Origin of the sequence: Capnocytophaga sp. FDAARGOS_737, from assembly GCF_009730375.1 — a bacterium.
GTDB lineage: Bacteria > Bacteroidota > Bacteroidia > Flavobacteriales > Flavobacteriaceae > Capnocytophaga > Capnocytophaga leadbetteri.
The window spans coordinates 1,665,463-1,684,497 of sequence record NZ_CP046316.1 but is presented as its reverse complement, the minus strand read 5'-3'; the positions used below and the strand labels follow the sequence as shown (position 1 = coordinate 1,684,497).

13 protein-coding genes are annotated in these 19,035 nt (G+C 40.6%); 8 read left to right on the top strand and 5 right to left on the bottom strand.

The features are described from left to right. Positions 1-5 precede the first annotated feature (5 nt). The 4 genes from clpB to FOC45_RS07590 form a co-directional block, all read right to left on the bottom strand. Positions 6-2,591 (bottom strand): ATP-dependent chaperone ClpB, encoded by a 2,586-nt coding sequence (gene clpB / locus FOC45_RS07605; RefSeq protein ID WP_009391328.1) that lies wholly within the window; start codon positions 2,589-2,591, stop codon positions 6-8. A 254-nt stretch (positions 2,592-2,845) separates the two neighbouring features. Further along, the gene (metK, locus tag FOC45_RS07600) at positions 2,846-4,096 is read right to left on the bottom strand and encodes a methionine adenosyltransferase (RefSeq protein ID WP_009391330.1); all 1,251 of its coding nucleotides are present in this window, start codon (positions 4,094-4,096) and stop codon (positions 2,846-2,848) included. Between the two features lie 233 nt (positions 4,097-4,329). Then, complete coding sequence (locus FOC45_RS07595; RefSeq protein ID WP_009391332.1) at positions 4,330-4,869, bottom strand: hypothetical protein; 540 nt, start codon at positions 4,867-4,869, stop codon at positions 4,330-4,332. Between the two features lie 34 nt (positions 4,870-4,903). Continuing rightward, positions 4,904-6,061, bottom strand: coding sequence for an ABC transporter permease (locus tag FOC45_RS07590; protein WP_034539914.1), 1,158 nt, complete (start codon positions 6,059-6,061; stop codon positions 4,904-4,906). Positions 6,062-6,122: 61 nt separating this feature from the next. Between FOC45_RS07590 and FOC45_RS07585 the strand changes: the two genes are divergently transcribed. The 6 genes from FOC45_RS07585 to FOC45_RS07560 all read left to right on the top strand — a co-directional run bounded on the left by FOC45_RS07585 (position 6,123) and on the right by FOC45_RS07560 (position 11,114). Continuing rightward, positions 6,123-7,367, top strand: a complete 1,245-nt coding sequence (locus tag FOC45_RS07585) for an exo-beta-N-acetylmuramidase NamZ domain-containing protein (protein ID WP_369700493.1) — start codon at positions 6,123-6,125, stop codon at positions 7,365-7,367. Positions 7,368-7,400: 33 nt separating this feature from the next. Beyond that, positions 7,401-8,642 carry a peptidase U32 family protein gene (locus FOC45_RS07580; protein WP_009391337.1) on the top strand — a complete coding sequence of 414 codons (1,242 nt, stop codon included), beginning with the start codon at positions 7,401-7,403 and terminating at the stop codon, positions 8,640-8,642. Positions 8,643-8,807: 165 nt separating this feature from the next. Continuing rightward, on the top strand, positions 8,808-9,038 hold the full coding sequence (locus FOC45_RS07575; protein ID WP_009391339.1) for a ferredoxin: 231 nt from the start codon (positions 8,808-8,810) through the stop codon (positions 9,036-9,038). Between the two features lie 46 nt (positions 9,039-9,084). Beyond that, positions 9,085-9,696: a porin family protein gene (locus FOC45_RS07570; protein ID WP_009391341.1), complete on the top strand. Its 612-nt coding sequence runs from the start codon at positions 9,085-9,087 to the stop codon at positions 9,694-9,696. Between the two features lie 3 nt (positions 9,697-9,699). Next, complete coding sequence (locus FOC45_RS07565) at positions 9,700-10,182, top strand: hypothetical protein (protein WP_009391343.1); 483 nt, start codon at positions 9,700-9,702, stop codon at positions 10,180-10,182. Beyond that, on the top strand, positions 10,182-11,114 hold the full coding sequence (locus FOC45_RS07560) for a DUF6427 family protein (RefSeq protein WP_009391345.1): 933 nt from the start codon (positions 10,182-10,184) through the stop codon (positions 11,112-11,114). Before FOC45_RS07565 ends, FOC45_RS07560 begins: the two co-directional genes overlap by 1 nt. On the opposite strand, the gene upp is transcribed toward FOC45_RS07560, so the two are convergent. Further along, positions 11,091-11,741 carry a uracil phosphoribosyltransferase gene (gene upp, locus FOC45_RS07555; RefSeq protein ID WP_009391347.1) on the bottom strand — a complete coding sequence of 217 codons (651 nt, stop codon included), beginning with the start codon at positions 11,739-11,741 and terminating at the stop codon, positions 11,091-11,093. The genes FOC45_RS07560 and upp overlap by 24 nt on opposite strands. 142 nt (positions 11,742-11,883) lie before the next feature. On the opposite strand from upp, the gene FOC45_RS07550 reads away from it, so the two are divergent. Together FOC45_RS07550 and FOC45_RS07545 are read left to right on the top strand one after the other, a co-directional pair. Beyond that, positions 11,884-12,471 carry a porin family protein gene (locus FOC45_RS07550; RefSeq protein ID WP_009391348.1) on the top strand — a complete coding sequence of 196 codons (588 nt, stop codon included), beginning with the start codon at positions 11,884-11,886 and terminating at the stop codon, positions 12,469-12,471. 86 nt (positions 12,472-12,557) lie between these two features. Further along, the gene (locus tag FOC45_RS07545; RefSeq protein ID WP_155846650.1) at positions 12,558-19,013 is read left to right on the top strand and encodes a gliding motility-associated C-terminal domain-containing protein; all 6,456 of its coding nucleotides are present in this window, start codon (positions 12,558-12,560) and stop codon (positions 19,011-19,013) included. Positions 19,014-19,035: the final 22 nt, after the last annotated feature.

The window sequence follows — 19,035 nt, the reverse complement described above, 5'->3', positions numbered from 1 at the left end:
AAAGACTAATTTCTAAATACCAATTTTCCGTCGAAAGCGTCTAAGAGTATGGTGCTGTCTTTGTGGATATTGCCACTTAGTATTTCTTTAGAAAGGCGGTTGAGCACTTCCTTCTGAATGATACGTTTTACAGGACGGGCACCAAATTGAGGGTCAAAGCCTTTTTGTGCTAAGTAGTCTATCGCTTCATCGGTGGCATCTATAAGAATACCTTCTTTAGCTACCATTTTGATAACTGCATCGAGTTGCAAACGCACAATACTGCGGATATTGTTGGCGTTGAGCGGTGTAAACATTATGATATCGTCTATACGGTTCAGAAACTCAGGGCGTACTGTCTGTTTGAGCAGTTGTAGCACTTCGTTTTTAGAGGTTTCAATAGCGCGCTCAGTGTCATTGGCGTACTTGTCGAACGCTTCTTGAATAAGCTGACTACCCATATTAGAGGTCATAATGATAATGGTATTTTTGAAGTCGGCAGTACGACCTTTATTGTCAGTTAAACGTCCTTCGTCTAATACCTGCAAAAGAATATTGAAAGTGTCAGGGTGTGCTTTCTCAATTTCGTCTAACAGAATAACAGAATACGGACGGCGACGTACGGCTTCGGTTAGCTGACCGCCTTCTTCGTAACCTACATATCCTGGAGGCGCGCCTACCAATCGGCTTACAGCGTGTTTCTCTTGGTATTCACTCATATCGATACGCGTCATTGCGTTTTCATCGTCGAAGAGGTATTCAGCCAACGCTTTGGCAAGTTCCGTTTTACCGACCCCTGTAGTACCTAAGAAAAGGAATGAACCTATAGGGCGACGAGGGTCTTGCAAGCCTGCACGGCTACGGCGTATGGCATCAGATACTGCTTCTATAGCCTCCTCTTGTCCTACTACACGTTTGTGCAATTCGCTTTCGAGCTTCAACAGCTTTTCGCGTTCGCCTTGTAGCATTTTCGATACCGGTATGCCTGTCCATTTGGCTACTACCTCAGCTATATCTTCAGCCGTAACCTCTTCTTTTACTAAGCTATTACCTTCACTTTTGTTGTCTAAGTTCTCTTGCAAAGCAGCCAATTTAGCTTCAGCTTCTTTTATTTTGCCATAGCGCAACTCAGCCACTTTTCCGTAATCGCCTTCGCGTTCGGCTCTGCTCGCTTCTAGTTTGTACTGTTCGATAGCTTCTTTGGTAGCTTGTACCTCGTCAATTACGCCCTTTTCGCCTTGCCATTTGGCATAGATAGCGTTGCGTTCTTCTTTTAGGTTTGCCAAATCTACGTTGAGTATTTTGAGTTTAGCCTCATCGTTTTCGCGTTTGATAGCCTCGATCTCTATTTCGAGCTGCATTATCTTGCGGTCGAGTACGTCTAACTCTTCAGGTTTAGAGTTGATTTCCATACGCAGTTTAGCAGCTGCCTCGTCCATTAGGTCGATGGCCTTGTCGGGCAAGAAACGATTGGTGATATAGCGTTCTGAAAGCTCTACCGCTGCAATGATAGCCTCGTCTTTGATGCGCACCTTGTGGTGAGTTTCGTATTTTTCTTTGATACCACGAAGGATAGAAATAGCACTTTCAGTATCAGGTTCTTCTACCATTACTTTCTGGAAACGACGTTCTAATGCCTTATCTTTTTCGAAGTACTTTTGATACTCATCGAGGGTAGTAGCCCCAATAGCACGTAGCTCACCACGAGCTAAAGCCGGTTTTAAGATGTTGGCAGCGTCCATAGCACCTTCGCCACCACCAGCCCCTACAAGGGTGTGGATTTCGTCAATAAACAAAATGATGCTACCATCAGAGCTGGTTACCTCTTTCACTACCGATTTGAGTCGTTCTTCAAACTCGCCTTTGTATTTGGCTCCCGCGATAAGGGCACCCATATCGAGCGAGTAGATTACTTTGTCTTTAAGGTTTTCGGGTACATCGCCTTTTACGATACGGTGTGCCAAACCTTCGGCGATAGCGGTTTTACCAACCCCTGGTTCACCTACTAGCATAGGGTTGTTTTTGGTTCTACGCGAAAGGATTTGTAGCACGCGGCGTATTTCCTCATCACGACCAATCACAGGGTCGAGCTTGCCACTATCAGCCAGCTGATTGAGGTTTTTAGCGTATTTGTTAAGCGAGTTGTAAGTATCTTCAGCCGATGCGGAAGTTACTCGTTCGCCCTTGCGCAGCTCTTGAATGGCTTTCTCCATTTCTTTTTCGCTTACGCCTTGGTCTTTGAGGGCTTGTGCTATTTTGCTATTACTTTTGAAGATAGCTAAAAGCAAGTGCTCTAACGATACGTATTCGTCGTTCCATTTTTTAGCGATGTTAGCCGCTTCGTTGAGCATTGTATTGGCTTCGCGAGAGATGCCCATACTACCCCCCGTTACTTTTGGAAAAGACTGTAAGGCAGCTTCTAAGTTTTTGCTGAGCTGTTCGCGGTTGATGTTCAATTTTTTAAAGAGGAAAGGCAACACGTTTTCGTCTACTTGCTCGATAGCTTTAAAGAAGTGTTCGCATTGCAATTCCTGATGCCCATATTGTTGGGCAATTTGCTGAGCGGTTTGTACCGCTTCTTGCGCTTTGATAGTAAATGTATTGAAGTTCATATTAAATTCTTTTTTAGGGTTCAACAATCTCGCATAGGGTAGGGCAATAGTTGTGCCAATGCTTAATAACTGACAAAATGACAGTTTTTGATGACAAAATGACAGTTATGCATTCGATTATTGTTTGACCATCCTTCGCTTATCCTTCGCTCATTCTTCGGTGTAGAGCCACTATACTAGTGTGGTGTGATGAGTGTTTTAATAAATAAAAAAAGCCGCTCAAAACTGAACGGCTTTTCTGATTTATTATTTTATTAGTTAAAGAATGCTTCTTTTACTTTATCCACATAGTCTAACTTTTCCCAAGTGAAGAGTTCTACCTCTATCTTTTTAGTTCTGTGGTAAGGTGATGAAAACACTTTAGTTACTACCTTAGGGGTACGACCCATATGTCCGTATGAAGCGGTTTCGCTATAGATAGGATTGCGCAGTTTGAGGCGTTGCTCTATATCGTAAGGACGTAGCGGGAAGATTTCTTGTATCTTCTTAGCTATTTCGCCATCGGTTAGCTTTACTTTGGCAGTGCCGTAGGTATTTACATATACACCAGTAGGCTCTGCTACCCCTATGGCATAGCTGACTTGTACCAATATTTCATCGGCAACACCAGCTGCTACTAAGTTTTTGGCGATGTGGCGCATAGCGTAGGCAGCACTGCGGTCTACCTTGCTAGGGTCTTTGCCTGAGAAAGCACCCCCTCCGTGAGCCCCTTTACCACCGTAGGTATCCACTATTATTTTGCGTCCTGTTAGTCCGGTGTCGCCGTGAGGCCCCCCGATAACGAAAATACCTGTAGGGTTGATATGGTAGATGATGTTTTCGTCGAAGTAAGGCGCGTACTGAGGGTATTTCTTAATCACACGAGGGATAAGTATATTCACTATATCCTCTTTGATTTTCTTAAGCATTTTGCTTTCCGTATCAAAATCGTCGTGCTGGGTTGAAATTACTATAGTATTTACGCGTACTGGCTTATTATCATCGCTGTATTCTAAGGTTACTTGGCTTTTAGCATCAGGGCGTAAGTAGGTTATTTCGCGGTTTTCGCGGCGTATTTCGGCTAACTCTCTTAGCAAGGCGTGCGATAGGTCTAAGGCAAGCGGCATATAGTTATCGGTTTCGTTTACCGCATAGCCAAACATCATACCTTGGTCGCCAGCCCCTTGCTCTTCAGGTTTGCCGCGCTCAACGCCTTGGTTGATGTCAGGTGACTGCTCGTGTATGGCTGATAGCACCCCGCAAGAGTTAGCCTCAAACATATATTCGCTTTTGGTATAGCCTATTTGTTTGATAACGTTGCGCGCTATTTGCTGCACATCAATATAAGTGTTTGATTTTACTTCGCCCGCAAGAATTACCTGCCCAGTGGTTACGAGGGTTTCGCAAGCCACCTTAGAGTGGGGGTCGAAAGCGAGGAAGTTGTCGATAAGAGCATCGCTAATTTGGTCAGCGATTTTGTCAGGGTGTCCTTCAGAAACGGACTCAGAGGTAAAAAGATATCCCATTGTTATATGTGATTTGTAGAGGATAATTAGCACTAAATCAATGGGGTACTACTAAAAAAGAAGTAATAAAAGATTACTGTTTTAGCATTTTTTGGGGAGTACCCCAAGAGGTTGCAATCAGTACAAATTTGTCCTCTTGTTATTATTTTCGGGGCAAAGATAATGATAATTTGCTAATTAGCAAGTATATAATTAGCAAATTATCATTATTCAGAAAAAAAGTAGTTGCTCGATTACAGTCCGATAACGATACCTACGTGAGGAACTAAGCCCGAACTGAAAATACTTTTGTCTTTTTTGTACAGTACGTTATAGCTTGCACCTATTTGCAAATAGGTATTATTGCCCAATTGCTGCATATAACCTCCGCCAAGGTAAAGGGCGTCTTCTTCGGTGTTATGGGTGTAACTAGTGCTTTTGTTCTTAAGTGATACGAAATAGTGCTGAAAAGAGCTGCTCAGATAGGCTGCTCTTCCGATATAATAGGCTAATGAAGGCCCTACCCCTAAAGAGAGGCTGCGGTAGTACTCAGTGTGCTGTAGAGAGCCGTTGATGTTGAGAGCAAGCTCTATGTCATTAGTGATTTTATAACCTATACGGGGTGATAAATCTAAACTCAAACCGTAAGTGGTAAAGTTGATACCTACATTACCGCCGTAGGTTATAGGTGAGTTTAAACTACTTTGGTAAGCGGGCGACAAGATGTTAGTACTCTGTGCCATAGCCAAAGAGGTCAGCGTTAAAAAAGCAAGGCTAAGAAAAAGTTTTTTCATATTGATATATTTATTTGTTACTAAAAAGTTATTTTTAAGCGAACTTCATTGATTTGGTAGGTGAAATTTTGGTGATAATATAAGTAGGTATTAGCAACATCAGCAGGCAGAGCAGTAGCACCCCAATGTTTAAACATACAATCCACATAGGGGTAAAGGCTGTAGGTACCTCGCTTACATAATAAGTGGCAGGGTCTAACTTTACGAGGCTGTACCACTGCTGTAGATAGAGCAGTGCAAAGCCCAGCACATTGCCCCATAGCAGTCCTAACCCAATGATATAGGCAGCGTTATAGAGGAATATTTTGCGAATACTCTTATCAGAAGCCCCCATACTTTTGAGGGTGCCAATCATAGGGGTTTTCTCTAAGATAAGTACTAATATAGCCGTTATCATATTGAAGCCCCCCACGATAATCATAATGCCGATAATGAGGTAGATATTGAAATCGAACATTCCTAACCATTCAAAAATAAAAGGGAATTTTTGCATAATGGTCTGCGAATCGAGGTGGTAATTGGTATGAGCATACACCTGTTTGCCAATGTTTTCTATTTGGTTAAAATCATTGATGAAGAGTTCGAAATTGCCGATTTGGTCAGCTTGCCATTTGTTTATTTTCTGTATTTGACGCAGGTCGGTGAAGATATAAGACGCGTCAAACTCTTGGAAACCACTATTGTACAAGCCTACTATTTTGAAGCTACGTTGGTTAGGAGCTTGTGCTGCCTCGTCTTTGAGGAAGATAGCCTGACAGCGGTCGCCTAATTTTAGGTGTAGACGATTGGCTAAATAGGTAGACATTAGTATCTCATCGGTAATCTCTTCACCATCAACCTTAGGTACGCGCCCTTGGGTGATAAAGTCGCGCATCAGCGACCAATCGTAGTCTTTTCCTACCCCTTTAGCAAGGATAGACTCGTAGGTGTCGGGGGTACGGATAATGCCCCCTTTAGTAGCTACCGCCTGAATGTGGGTAACCTGTGGTACGCTTTTAAAAGAGGGATAAAAATCTTGGTTGATAGAGATAGGTTTGATAGAAACTTCAGAGGCATTGTTGTCATAATTAAAAATTTGTATATGCCCGTGAAAGACTACTAACTTCTCGCGAATCTTGCGCTGCAAACCGATACCAGTGGCAATAGCGATGAGCATCATCACCATTCCAACGGCAATTGCAGCTACTGCCATTTTGATAATTGGTGAAGATATTGTACTTTTGTCGCCTTTTGAGAAAATAACTCTTTTCGCTATGAAAAATTCAACATTCAATTCGATAATCAATTTTAGAAGTGCCAAAATTACACTTTTTTTCTTATGTACACTCATTTCGTGCAAAAATAATGGGCAGCAGTCGGCTACTACTATTGAGAAAAAAGCAGAGAAACACAGCAAGGAAGTAGTGGTGGGGGCTAACCGTATGTATCTGTATATTAAAGATTTGCAGGATAAAAATATAGGGCTTGTCACTAACCAAACCGGCATCGTAAAGACCGAAAAAGGCAAGTACGTACATTTGGTTGATACGCTACTAAAAAAGAAAATAAAGCTCACTAAAGTATTTGCTCCTGAGCACGGTTTTAGAGGGGAAGCCGATGCTGGCGAAGTGATAAAAGATGGCAAAGATACCCGCACAGGGCTGCCAATAGTATCGCTATACGGCAAAAACAAGAAACCTACAGCCGAGCAGCTAAAAGGTATTGACCTGATGCTCTTTGACCTGCAAGATGTAGGAGCCCGTTTTTATACATATATCTCTACCTTGCATTATGTGATGGAGGCTTGTGCTGAGGCGCATATTCCGCTTATTGTTTTAGACCGCCCTAACCCTAACGGGCACTACATTGATGGGCCTGTATTGCAGCCCGCTTTCAAAAGCTTTATTGGTATGCACCCCGTGCCAGTAGTTTATGGAATGACCATAGGGGAATATGCGCAGATGATTAATGGCGAAAAATGGCTTGCCAAGTCAGTTACTACCGACTTAAAAGTTATTTCGCTTGTTAATTACACTCACCAAACGGCTTATAGTTTGCCAGTGAAGCCATCACCTAATTTGCCTAATGACGCTTCAGTTAATTTGTACCCCAGCTTGTGTTTTTTTGAGGGGACAAATGTTAGTATGGGGCGGGGCACTAATAAGCAGTTTCAAATATACGGAGCTCCTTATTTTGATAAGACCGCGTTTCACTTTACGCCTAAGCCCAATGCCGGCGATAAAAGTCCGAAGTTTAATGGCAAAGTATGTTACGGTGAAGACCTGAGCAAGACAGCCCCCTTATCGCAACTGAATTTGACGTGGCTAAAAAAAGCATTTGAGCAAGGGAAAGGCGTTAAAACATCTTTTTTTACCGCTTCTTTCAATAAAATAGCCGGTAATGACCTGCTGAAGAAACAAATTACAGAGGGGAAAACAGAAGCTGAAATACGCCAAAGCTGGCAGAAAGACCTCGATAAATTCAAAGAAATAAGAAAGAAATACCTATTATATAAATAAAAGTTGTATCTTTGCACCCTCACTCACTATAAAATGACAAATACAGGAAAAATTGAACTAATGGCACCTGCGGGTAACTTTGAGTCGCTACAAGCGGCGATAGACAACGGTGCCGACTCAGTATATTTTGGGGTAGACCAGCTGAATATGAGGGCAAGGGCTAGCATCAATTTTACTATTGCTGATCTTGATGAGATAGCACGCCGTTGTGCTCCTAAAGGTATTCGCACTTACCTCACCCTCAATACTATTATTTACGATCACGACCTTTCTATCATCAAAACGCTGCTTGATGCGGCTAAAAAAGCTGGGCTTACAGCAGTAATCGCTATGGATCAGGCTGTAATTGCCTATGCAAGGCAGATAGGGATGGAGGTACATATTTCTACTCAGATAAATATTACTAATATAGAAACCGTACGCTTCTACGCGATGTTTGCCGATACGATGGTGATGAGCCGCGAGCTGAGTTTGCGACAAATCAAAAAGATATGCGAGCAGATAGAAAAGGAGCAAATAAAGGGGCCTTCGGGCAATTTGGTAGAAATAGAAATATTTGGACACGGAGCCCTCTGTATGGCAGTGTCGGGCAAGTGTTACCTAAGTTTGCACTCGCATAACTCGTCAGCCAATAGAGGGGCTTGTAAGCAAAACTGTCGGAAGAAATACACCGTAATTGACCAAGAGAGCGGTTTCGAGATAGAGTTAGACAATGAGTATATGATGTCGCCTAAAGACCTTTGCACTATAGATTTCCTCGACCAAGTAATTGATACAGGGGCGAAGGTGCTAAAAATAGAAGGTCGTGGGCGCGCGCCTGAGTATGTGGCGACTGTTATCCGTACCTATCGCGAGGCGATAGATGCTTATTACGCAGGTACTTATAGCAAAGATAAATTTGAAGGGTGGATAGAAGCCCTTAAGACAGTGTATAATCGCGGGTTCTGGGGTGGTTATTATTTAGGACAAAAACTCGGCGAATGGAGCGAGAATCCTGGTTCTAATGCTACCCAAAAGAAAGTGTACATAGGGCAAGGCAAGCACTATTTTCCTAAAACAGGTATAGCTGAGTTTGCTATTGAGGCTTTTGATATAAAGATAGGCGATAAGCTACTTATCACAGGGCCTTCTACAGGAGTGCAAGAGCTTGAGCTAACAAGTATGATGGTAAATGACGTCCCTGCCGAGCGCGCTAAAAAAGGGGATTCGTGCACTATCAAAACTGATTTTAGAGTGCGCTTATCAGATAAATTGTATAAAATAGTGAAGAATTAGTCGTTAGTGATTAGTCGTTAGTCGTTAGAAAGCGACTTAAAGATTAGAGATTAAAAACTAATGTGCTAAAGGCTAGAGACTAACAACTAAAGACTAACGTACTAACGATTAAAGGCTAGAGACTAACGTACTAACGACTAAAGACTAAAGGCTAACGACTAATAAATGGTAATAGTAACTTTACAACGTGAGAAGTGTATAGGCTGCAACTACTGTGTGGAGGCGGCTCCTGAGCAGTTTCAGATGTCTAAGAAAGATGGTAAGAGCGTGCTACTGCGTTCTACCGATAAGAAAGGGTTCTTTACACTGAAGAGTTATGATGATAGTATTTATGAAGATTGTGAGAAAGCCCAAAAAGCCTGTCCTGTGAAGATTATAACTACAAAGAAACTTTGAGTTTTTTTTGAATAATGAATTGAATATCAACGAAAATATATAACCAATGAAGAAAATAGTATTATTAGCAGTATGTTTATTAGGACTGTGGAGTGCGAAAGCACAATACATAGGCATCAAAGGAGGGTATAATTACGCTACCCTGAGCGGTAATGTGAATAGTGATAGCAGTGTGAATCCTTATCACGGGTATTATGCAGGTCTTACTCTTGAGTTTCCTCTCTCTAAATTATTCTCTCTACAGGTAGAAGGTATCTATAACAGGCGCGGTGCCAATATAAGAAATAGTACTTATGGTAAGGCAAAATTAGCATTAGATTACCTATCAGCTCCTGTATTGGCACGCTTCAATGTAGGGAAAGGTATTAATCTACACGTAGGGCCTCAGTTAGAATATCGCATTGATAAGCCTAACTTCTATTTTGATGGTACAGACCCAGTAACCCGTGTAAAAGACGATGCTATTGATATGATAGACGGAGCACTGACTGCTGGTATAGGCTATACTACCCAATCGGGTTGGTTTTTTGAGTTGCGCTGGGTACAAGGGCTTACTAATATATTTGAAGGAGATAACAGTTTAAGTCACGTACCTTTTAGTACTGATTATAATTTTAAGAATAGAACCCTCTCAGTAGGAGTAGGATATATATTTTAAGCTCTGAAAAAAATAATTTTCATTTTCGTATTAGGCGTTTTATTAGGTTGCGAAAAAGAACAACGCACTAGAAACCCTTACTTAGGTGAATTTCACTTTACCTATACTATCAATATGAACTTACCTCTGTACAATTCGTTGAAAACACCTATGAGTACCGTTTTTGTACCTTACGGAGGTATTAAGGGTTTTTTTGTGACTTATAATGGTAGTTCGTATTACGCTTGGGAAGCAGCTTGTCCTAACCACACTACCAATACTTGCGAGCGGTTGCATTGTGCATCGAAGTCAGGAGGAGGAAATACTTTTGAGCGTTGTGATGATACTAATACCCATTCGTTTATTTTTGTACAATGTCCTTGCGATGGCACTGTGTATAACCTTGTGAATGGGAGCCCTATTGCGATAGACAAAGTGACTTCACCTTATCATCTGCTCTATTATAATGTTTCGGTAGCAGGTAATATTTTAACTATTAGTAACTAATGCTTTCAGAACGTTTTGAAAATACTAAACCCATCACTTTTATCATCGTGCTTATAGCTCTGTTGATAGGTGATGGGTTATATCAATATGAAATCTTACAAATAGCCCCTTTTAATAGTCCGCATACTACTACACTGCTTATCACTTTTGTGATATTTTGGCTTTCTTTATTGCTTTTGCACCAGATAGACCGCTGGAATGAATTAACAGAGACAAAAAACTGTTATTCGATAGCTTTTTTTAGTATTTTTGTAGTGCTTTTTCCGTCTCTTTTTCAAGAAGTAAAAGTAGTAGGCGCTAACTTCCTTATAATAGCTGCCTTATGGCGCGTGCTTACGCTAAAAACAGGAGAAGGTATCTCGCAGAAATTGTTTGATACCTCCTTACTTATTGTTTGTGCTGGGCTATTGCACCCTTGGGCACTTATTTTCTTGTTAAATATATGGATTTCATTGCTTTTCTATGGAGCTAAGAAGCGTCGTTATTGGTTTATACCTCTTTTAGCTATTCTTATTATCGGCATATTATTAGGGGCAACGCTTATCCTTTTTGATTACACTTCTTTTTTGAGCGACTATTATCAGAAACTCTACACTGATATAGAGCATCTTTTAGTTTTTCCTTCATACCCTTTGCCTACTTTAGTAGCGTTGGGCTGTTTGGGGCTTTTGTTTGCACTTTCGCTGATAGTGTATTATTTTAAGACTACCTATCACAGTATCAGCTCCCTTGTAGTAATTCAGTTTCTTTGGGTAGCCGTAATAGTAGCCATAGTTTCTAGAGAAGTGCTCTATAGCTTTGCGCCTATAGCTATTATTTTTGCCCTTTACGTAGAGAAAATACGTATATGGTGGCTAAAAGAGACTGTGCTATGGCTACTACTCTCACTACCCGCTGCGCTACTTACCTTACATTTTATCACCAAAAGCTAAATCGCCAGCATCACCTAAACCAGGTACTATATAACCATATTCATTTAGATTAGGGTCGATAGTCGCAATCCAGAGATGAGTACTTTCAGGGAATTTGTCTTCTAAATATTCTATCCCCTGTTGGGCACCAATCACGGCAAATAGGTGTACTTCTTTAGGTTTCCCCAAAGGAGCTAAAGCGTTGTACACATTGGCAAACGAACGTCCTGTAGCTAACATAGGGTCAGCTAAGAAGAGTACTTTTCCTTCTAAAGAGGGCGATGCCAAATACTCTACCATTATGTCGAAATCAGTCTCAGAGGTATGTTTTCTATAAGCCGATATAAAAGCATTATCGGCATTGTCAAAATAATTCATCAGTCCTTGATGGAGCGCTAAACCAGCACGCAAGATAGAGCATATCACTATTTCATCTTTAGGTAGTTGTACTTTCTTCTCGCCTAATGGAGTAGTGATAATCTCACTGCGATAATGCAAGAACTTACTCATCTCATAACATAATACTTCTCCTATTCGTTCCAAATTTTTACGGAAACGCATACGGTCTGATTGAATATTTACATCGCGGAGTTCTGCGATAAAACGATTAAGTACTGAGGGTTCTTCACCCAAATGGTGTATAATCATTGGCTTGTTAATATTTTAATTGTTCACGCCCCAAAGGTACAAATAATTTGCTGATTAGCAAATTAGTAAATCAGTAATTTTGAAAAATTGGCATATTATTTGCCCTTTATTCAGTACAAAATATTTAAAACAATAATAATATATGAAAAAGAACTTAGTTAAACTATCGGCTATTATTGCATTAATGCTACTTACCACTGCAACTTATGCTCAAGAGTTTCACATAGGGGCTAAAGCAGGGGCTAACTTAGGAAAGATAGCAGGGGTTGCCTATAAAGACAATTTTAAGTTGGGCTATCAAATAGGAGGATTTCTTGAATTTGACTTTACTGACAAATGGGGATTGCAGAGCGAAGTGCTCTTTAACCAAAGCAATACAGAGATTCGCAATAGTTACAAACAAGTGTGGGACGAAAAGTTTAATAAGAACAAAACGCTGGATTATGTGAGTGTGCCAGTATTGTTGAAGTATAATCCTAATGAATTTCTGTCGTTACACGCAGGGTCTCAGTTCAGTTTTTTAACTAATAGTGAGGATAGCACTTGGGAGAACGGTAAGAAGCTTTTTAAAGACACGGACTTCTCTATAGTAGCAGGCTTAGAGGTGAAAATATTAAATCCTTTGTATGTGTATGGTAGGTATGCGTGGGGATATTCAGATATCAATAAAGCCCTTTCTGAAAAGGCAACTTTGCAACAAATTCAAATAGGTGTAGGGTTGCGGTTCTAAATAAAAATATAAAAAATAGTATAAAAAACTTTTTGTTATTGTAAAAAAGCACTATCTTTGTCCTAAAATTTACCAACAGAATTAGGATGATGAAGATAGAAAAGTTATATAGAATTCTATTAATAAGGTTTTTATTTGTACTAACCATTATATTTTTTCAATTTGCTGACGGACAAACTATAGAAAATGTTCTTACTTCCACTAATTTGCATTTTGCATTAGATAATTTTCAAGAAAAGGAAATAGTTCGTTTGTCAGTGCCTCAAGGTATAACAACAGTAGAAGTGGAAATTATACTCCCTTTAGGGGTAGAATACGCTGAAGGTACTGTTGTTATAACAAAAGGAGAGGCTAAAATAATACAAAAAGCAGGAACTTTACTTTCTCAACCTACATTTGTAGTTACTATTAACAAGAGTAACACTATTGCTTTTGAATTTAATAGGAAAGTAACTTCTCGGGCATTGCTTCTTAAAGGAGAACTCAAAGATACTGTAAAATTAAAAGTCGGTGAGCGCTTGTATGATACTAAGCTTTCTAACAGCTATTACTTGCGCTCACCGTCTTTGCTTTTACAACCTTCGCCTATAGTGTTTGATAAAAAAGATGGTGAACATAATGATTTTTTCGTACTTAGCAATACGGGTATAGGAGGGGTTAAAGATATTTATTTTTCAGTAGATTACCCTGAAGAAGTGTCTCTTATAGATTTAAAATATAAAGGGAAAAAGATACTTCCTATAGGAGTAGTGCCTGCAGGTTATGCTAATGCAGGAGCTCCTTTGTATAGGGTAGAAGGCACATTTTTTAACGAAAAGAAAGATGGAATAGTAATATATGAGCATTATACCGTAGCAAATTGTCAAGCGAATTGTCCTATAAAGTATGCAACTTATTGGGGCGATAATACATTGCGTTTTTATGAAACGAAAGAGGAAACAAAGTTACTTCATCCGAAAGAGGAATCTACTGTTATCACGCTTTCAGACGATACCTATACTCTCACAACCACACATAGCACCACTACTACCGCTACAACTGTCGGTAGTGTCTTCACTAACGACCGTATCAACGGAAAGCCAATTGATATCCAAAAAGTAATCTTTAGCTTATTACCGCAATCTACGCCAAATACTTTTGTCATCACTAAGGACGGCAACATTATTGTCCCCTCTCATACCCCAATAGGGCATTACACCTTAAATTACCGCATTTGCGACAACTCTCAACCCTCAAAGGGCAAGAGTCAAAAACCTATTTGCCAAACAGCAACCGTAACTATAGCAATACTGCAATCAGTTACTACCCCAACTACTACAACAAACACCACTGCCACCCCGACTATTATCACACTCTCAGACGATACCTATACTCTTACAACTACCGAGAGTTTTACTACTACCGCTACAACTGTTGGAAGCGTTTTCATTAACGACCGTATGAACGGAAAACCTATTGATATCCAAAAAGTAATTTTTAGCTTATTACCGCAATCTACGCCTAATACTACTTTTGTTATTACTAAAGACGGCAACATCATTGTTCCAGCTCAAACGCCTATAGGGTGCTACACCTTAAATTACCGTATTTGTGATAACTCTCAACAGTCAAAAAACAAGAAGCAAAAACCTATTTGTAAAACAGCAACTGTAACCATAGTAGTGCGACAATCAGTTACTACTCCAACCATTACAACAAACACCACTGTCACCACTACTACCCCTACAGTCATCACCCTCTCAGACGATACCTATACCCTCACTACTACTGAAAGTACTACTACTACCGCTACAACTGTAGGTAGCGTCTTCACTAACGACCGTCTAAACGGAAAACCTATTGATATTCAAAAAGTAATTTTTAGCTTGTTATCGCAATCTACGTCTATTTCTTTTGTTATCACTAAGGACGGCAACATCATTGTTCCTGCTCAAACCCCTATAGGGCGTTACACCCTAAATTACCGTATTTGTGACAACTCTCAACCCTCAAAGGGCAAGAGTCAAAAACCTATTTGTAAAACAGCAACTGTAACTATTGCAATACTACAATCAGTTACTACCCCAACCACAACTACCCCTACAATAGTCACCCCGACTATTATCACACTTTCAGACGACACTTACACTCTTACTACTACCGAGAGTACCACTATAACCGCTACAACTGTCGGTAGCGTCTTCACTAACGACCGCCTAAACGGAAAACCTATTGATATCCAAAAAGTAATCTTTAGCTTGTTACCGCAATCTACTCCTAATACTTTCATCATCACTAAGGAGGGTAATATTATTGTCCCAGCTCATACCCCAATAGGGCGCTATACCTTAAATTACCGTATTTGTGATAACTCTCAACCCTCAAAAAGCAAGAACCACAAGCCCGTTTGTCAAACAGCAACCGTAACCATAGTAGTGCGACAAACAGTTACTACTCCAACCATTGCAACAAACACCACTGTCACCGCTACTACTACCCCTACAGTCATCACCCTTTCAGACGACACCTATACTATCACAACCACACATAGCACCACTACTACCGCTACAACTGTCGGTAGTGTCTTCACTAACGACAGTATGAACGGAAAGCCAATTGATATCCAAAAAGTAATCTTTAGCTTGTTACCGCAATCTACTCCTACCTCTTTCGTTATTACTAAAGAAGGCAATATCATTATTCCAGCTCAAACTCCAATAGGGCGTTACACCTTAAATTACCGTATTTGCGATAATTCTCAACTGTCAAAAGACAAGAGTCAAAAACCTATTTGTCAAACAGCAACTGTAACCATTGTAGTACTACAATCAGTTACTGCTCCAACTACTACAACAAGCACCACCGTCACCGCTACTGCCCCCCCTACTATAGTTACCCCTACCGTTATTACCCTCTCAGATGACACCTATACTATTACTACTACCGAGAGCTCCACTACTACCACTACAACTGTCGGTAGTGTCTTTGCTAACGACAGTATGAACGGAAAACCTATTGATATCCAAAAAGTAATTTTTAGCTTGTTACCGCAATCAACACCTACCTCTTTTGTTATTACTAAAGATGGCAACATTATTGTCCCCTCTCATACCCCAATAGGGCGTTACACCTTAAACTACCGTATTTGCGATAATTCTCAACCCTTAAAAAACAAGAGTCAAAAGCCTGTTTGTCAAACAGCAACTGTAACCATTGCAGTACTACAGTTAGTTACCCCCCCAACCACGACTACCCCAACCACAACAAGTACTACCATCACTGCAACTACTACCCCTACCGTTATCACACTTTCAGACGATACCTATACTCTCACTACTACCGAGAGCACCACTACTACCGCTACAACTGTCGGTAGTGTCTTCGCTAACGACCGTATGAACGGAAAACCTATTGATATTCAAAAAGTAATTTTTAGTTTGTTACCGCAATCTACGCCTAATACTTTCATCATCACTAAAGATGGAAACATCATTGTTCCAACTCAAACCCCTATAGGGCGTTACACCCTAAATTACCGTATTTGTGACAACTCTCAACCCTCAAAGGGCAAGAGTCAAAAAACTATTTGTAAAACAGCAACTGTAACTATTGCAATACTACAATCAGTTACTACCCCAACTACAACAAACACTACCGTTACCGCTACTACCACTCCTACCATAGTCACCCCGACAATTATCACACTCTCAGACGATACCTATACTCTCACTACTACCGAGAGTGTTACTACTACCGCCACAACTGTAGGTAGTGTCTTCACTAACGACCGCCTAAACGGAAAACCTATTGATATTCAAAAAGTAATCTTTAGCTTATTACCGCAATCTACGTCTATTTCTTTTGTTATCACTAAGGGCGGCAATATCATTGTCCCAGCGCAAACCCCTATAGGGTGCTATACCTTAAATTACCGTATTTGTGATAACTCTCAACCGTCAAAAAACAAGAATTTTAAGCCTGTTTGTCAAATAGCAACCGTAACCATTATAGTATTACAAACAGTTACTACTCCAACCACTACAACAAGCACTACCATCACTACTACTACCCCTACTATAGTCACCCCTACCGTTATTACCCTTTTAGACGACACCTATACACTTACTACTACCAAGAGCATCACTACTACCGCTACAACTGTCGGTAGCGTCTTCACTAACGACCGTATGAATGGAAAACCTATTGATATTCAAAAAGTAATTTTTAGTTTGTTACCACAATCTACTCCCAATACTTTCATCATCACTAAGGACGGCAATATCATTGTCCCACCTCAAACGCCTATAGGGCGCTACACCCTAAATTACCGTATCTGCGACAACTCTTCAACCTTGAAAGATAAGAGCTTTAAACCAATTTGCCAAACAGCAACCGTAACTATTGCAGTGCTACAATCAGTTACTACCCCCACCACTACAACAAGCACCATCGTCACAACTACTACCCCTACAATAGTCACCCCGACTGTTATTTCTCTTTCAGACGATACCTATACTCTCACTACTACTGAGAGCTCCACTACTACTGCTACAACTGTCGGCAGCGTCTTCAGCAACGACCGTATAAACGGAAAACCTATTGATATCCAAAAAGTAATATTTAGCCTACTTTCACAATCTACCCCAACCTCTTTTGTTATCACTAAAGACGGCAACATCATTGTTCCAGCTCAAACCTCTATAGGGCGTTACACCTTAAATTACCGCATTTGTGACAATTCTCGAAATTCAAAAGATAAAAACCTAAAGCCTATTTGTCAAACAGCAACTGTAACCATATTAGTGCGACAAACAGTCACTACCCCAACCACTACAACAAGCACCACCGTCACCGCTACTACCACCCCAACAGTTATTACCCTTTCAGACGACACCTATACGCTCACAACTACCGAGAGTGTTACTACTACTGCTACAACTGTAGGAAGTGTTTTCACTAACGACCGTATGAACGGAAAACCCATTGATATTCAAAAAGTAATTTTTAGCTTATTACCGCAATCTGCACCTAGTACTTTTGTCATCACTAAGGACGGCAACATCATTGTCCCACCTCATACCCCTATAGGGCGTTACACTTTAAACTACCGCATCTGCGACAACTCTCAAACCTCAAAAGACAAGAGCCTAAAACCTATTTGTAAAACAGCAACCGTAACTATTGCAGTATTACAATCAGTTACTACTCCAACTACTGCGACAAGCACCACTGTCACTGCTACTACTACCCCGACTGTAGTCACCCCGACCATTCTCACACTTTCAGATGACACCTATACTGTTACGACTACCGAAAGCGCCACTACTACCGCTACAACTGTCGGTAGTGTCCTCAGTAACGACCGCCTAAACGGAAAACCTATTGATATCCAAAAAGTAATCTTTAGCTTGTTGCCGCAATCTACGTCTATTTCTTTTGTTATTACTAAAGAAGGCAACATTATTGTTCCCTCTCAAACCCCAATAGGGCGTTACACCTTAAACTACCGTATTTGTGACAACTCTCAAACCTTAAAGGACAAGAACCACAAGCCCATTTGTCAAACGGCAACTGTAACTATTGCAATATTACAATCAGTTACTACCCCAACTGTTATTACCCTTTCAGACGACACCTATACTCTTACCACTACCGCAAGCACCACTACTACCGCTACAACTGTCGGCAGCGTTTTCACTAACGACCGCCTAAATGGAAAACCCATTGATATCCGAAAAGTTATTTTTAGCTTGTTACCACAGTCTACTCCTAATACTTTTATCATCACTAAAGACGGCAACATCATTGTTCCACCTCAAACCCCAATAGGGCGTTACACTTTAAACTACCGTATCTGCGACTCAAAAAACAAGAACCAAAAACCTATTTGTCAGACGGCGACTATTACCATTACTATTTTACAGACTCCTGTTACCCCTACGGTCTCCGCCACAGTAGAAACAGATACTTCTTCCACTACCCAAAGTGCTACTAATCAGCCTATAGCAGTGTCAGACAGTGCTACTACTCCTATGAATACCCCCATACGCATCGCAGTATTAGATAATGATACGCCCTATACTGCCTCCCCAAAGATTGTCATTTTTCCAACAAATGGCGATGCTTTTGTCAAAGAAGATAACACAATACTATACCGTCCCCGCGTGCGCTTTATAGGCACCGACTACTTTGTCTATGAGCTATGCACGCCCTCCTCTCAAAGTTGCACCACTGCTACCGTTATGGTCAAAGTTACTCACAAAGTTGTAGCAGATAATGCGATGTCTGCTAATGGTGATGACAAAAATGACTATTTCCATATTGTAGGAATAGAGAATTATCCTGATAATCAAGTTACTATATATAACCGTAACGGCGAAAAAGTCTTCACAATATCTCATTACGACAATCGTCAAAGGGTCTTCAAAGGAATTGTCGAGGGGGAGGTATCTCTACCTAATGCAGTCCTCTTACCTCAAGACACTTATTTTTACTTGATAGAATATTATGATGAGACCCGTCAGTTACAGCGACAGATAGGGTGCTTATATTTAAAAAGGTAATAGAAAAATTTTCTGTAGCCAC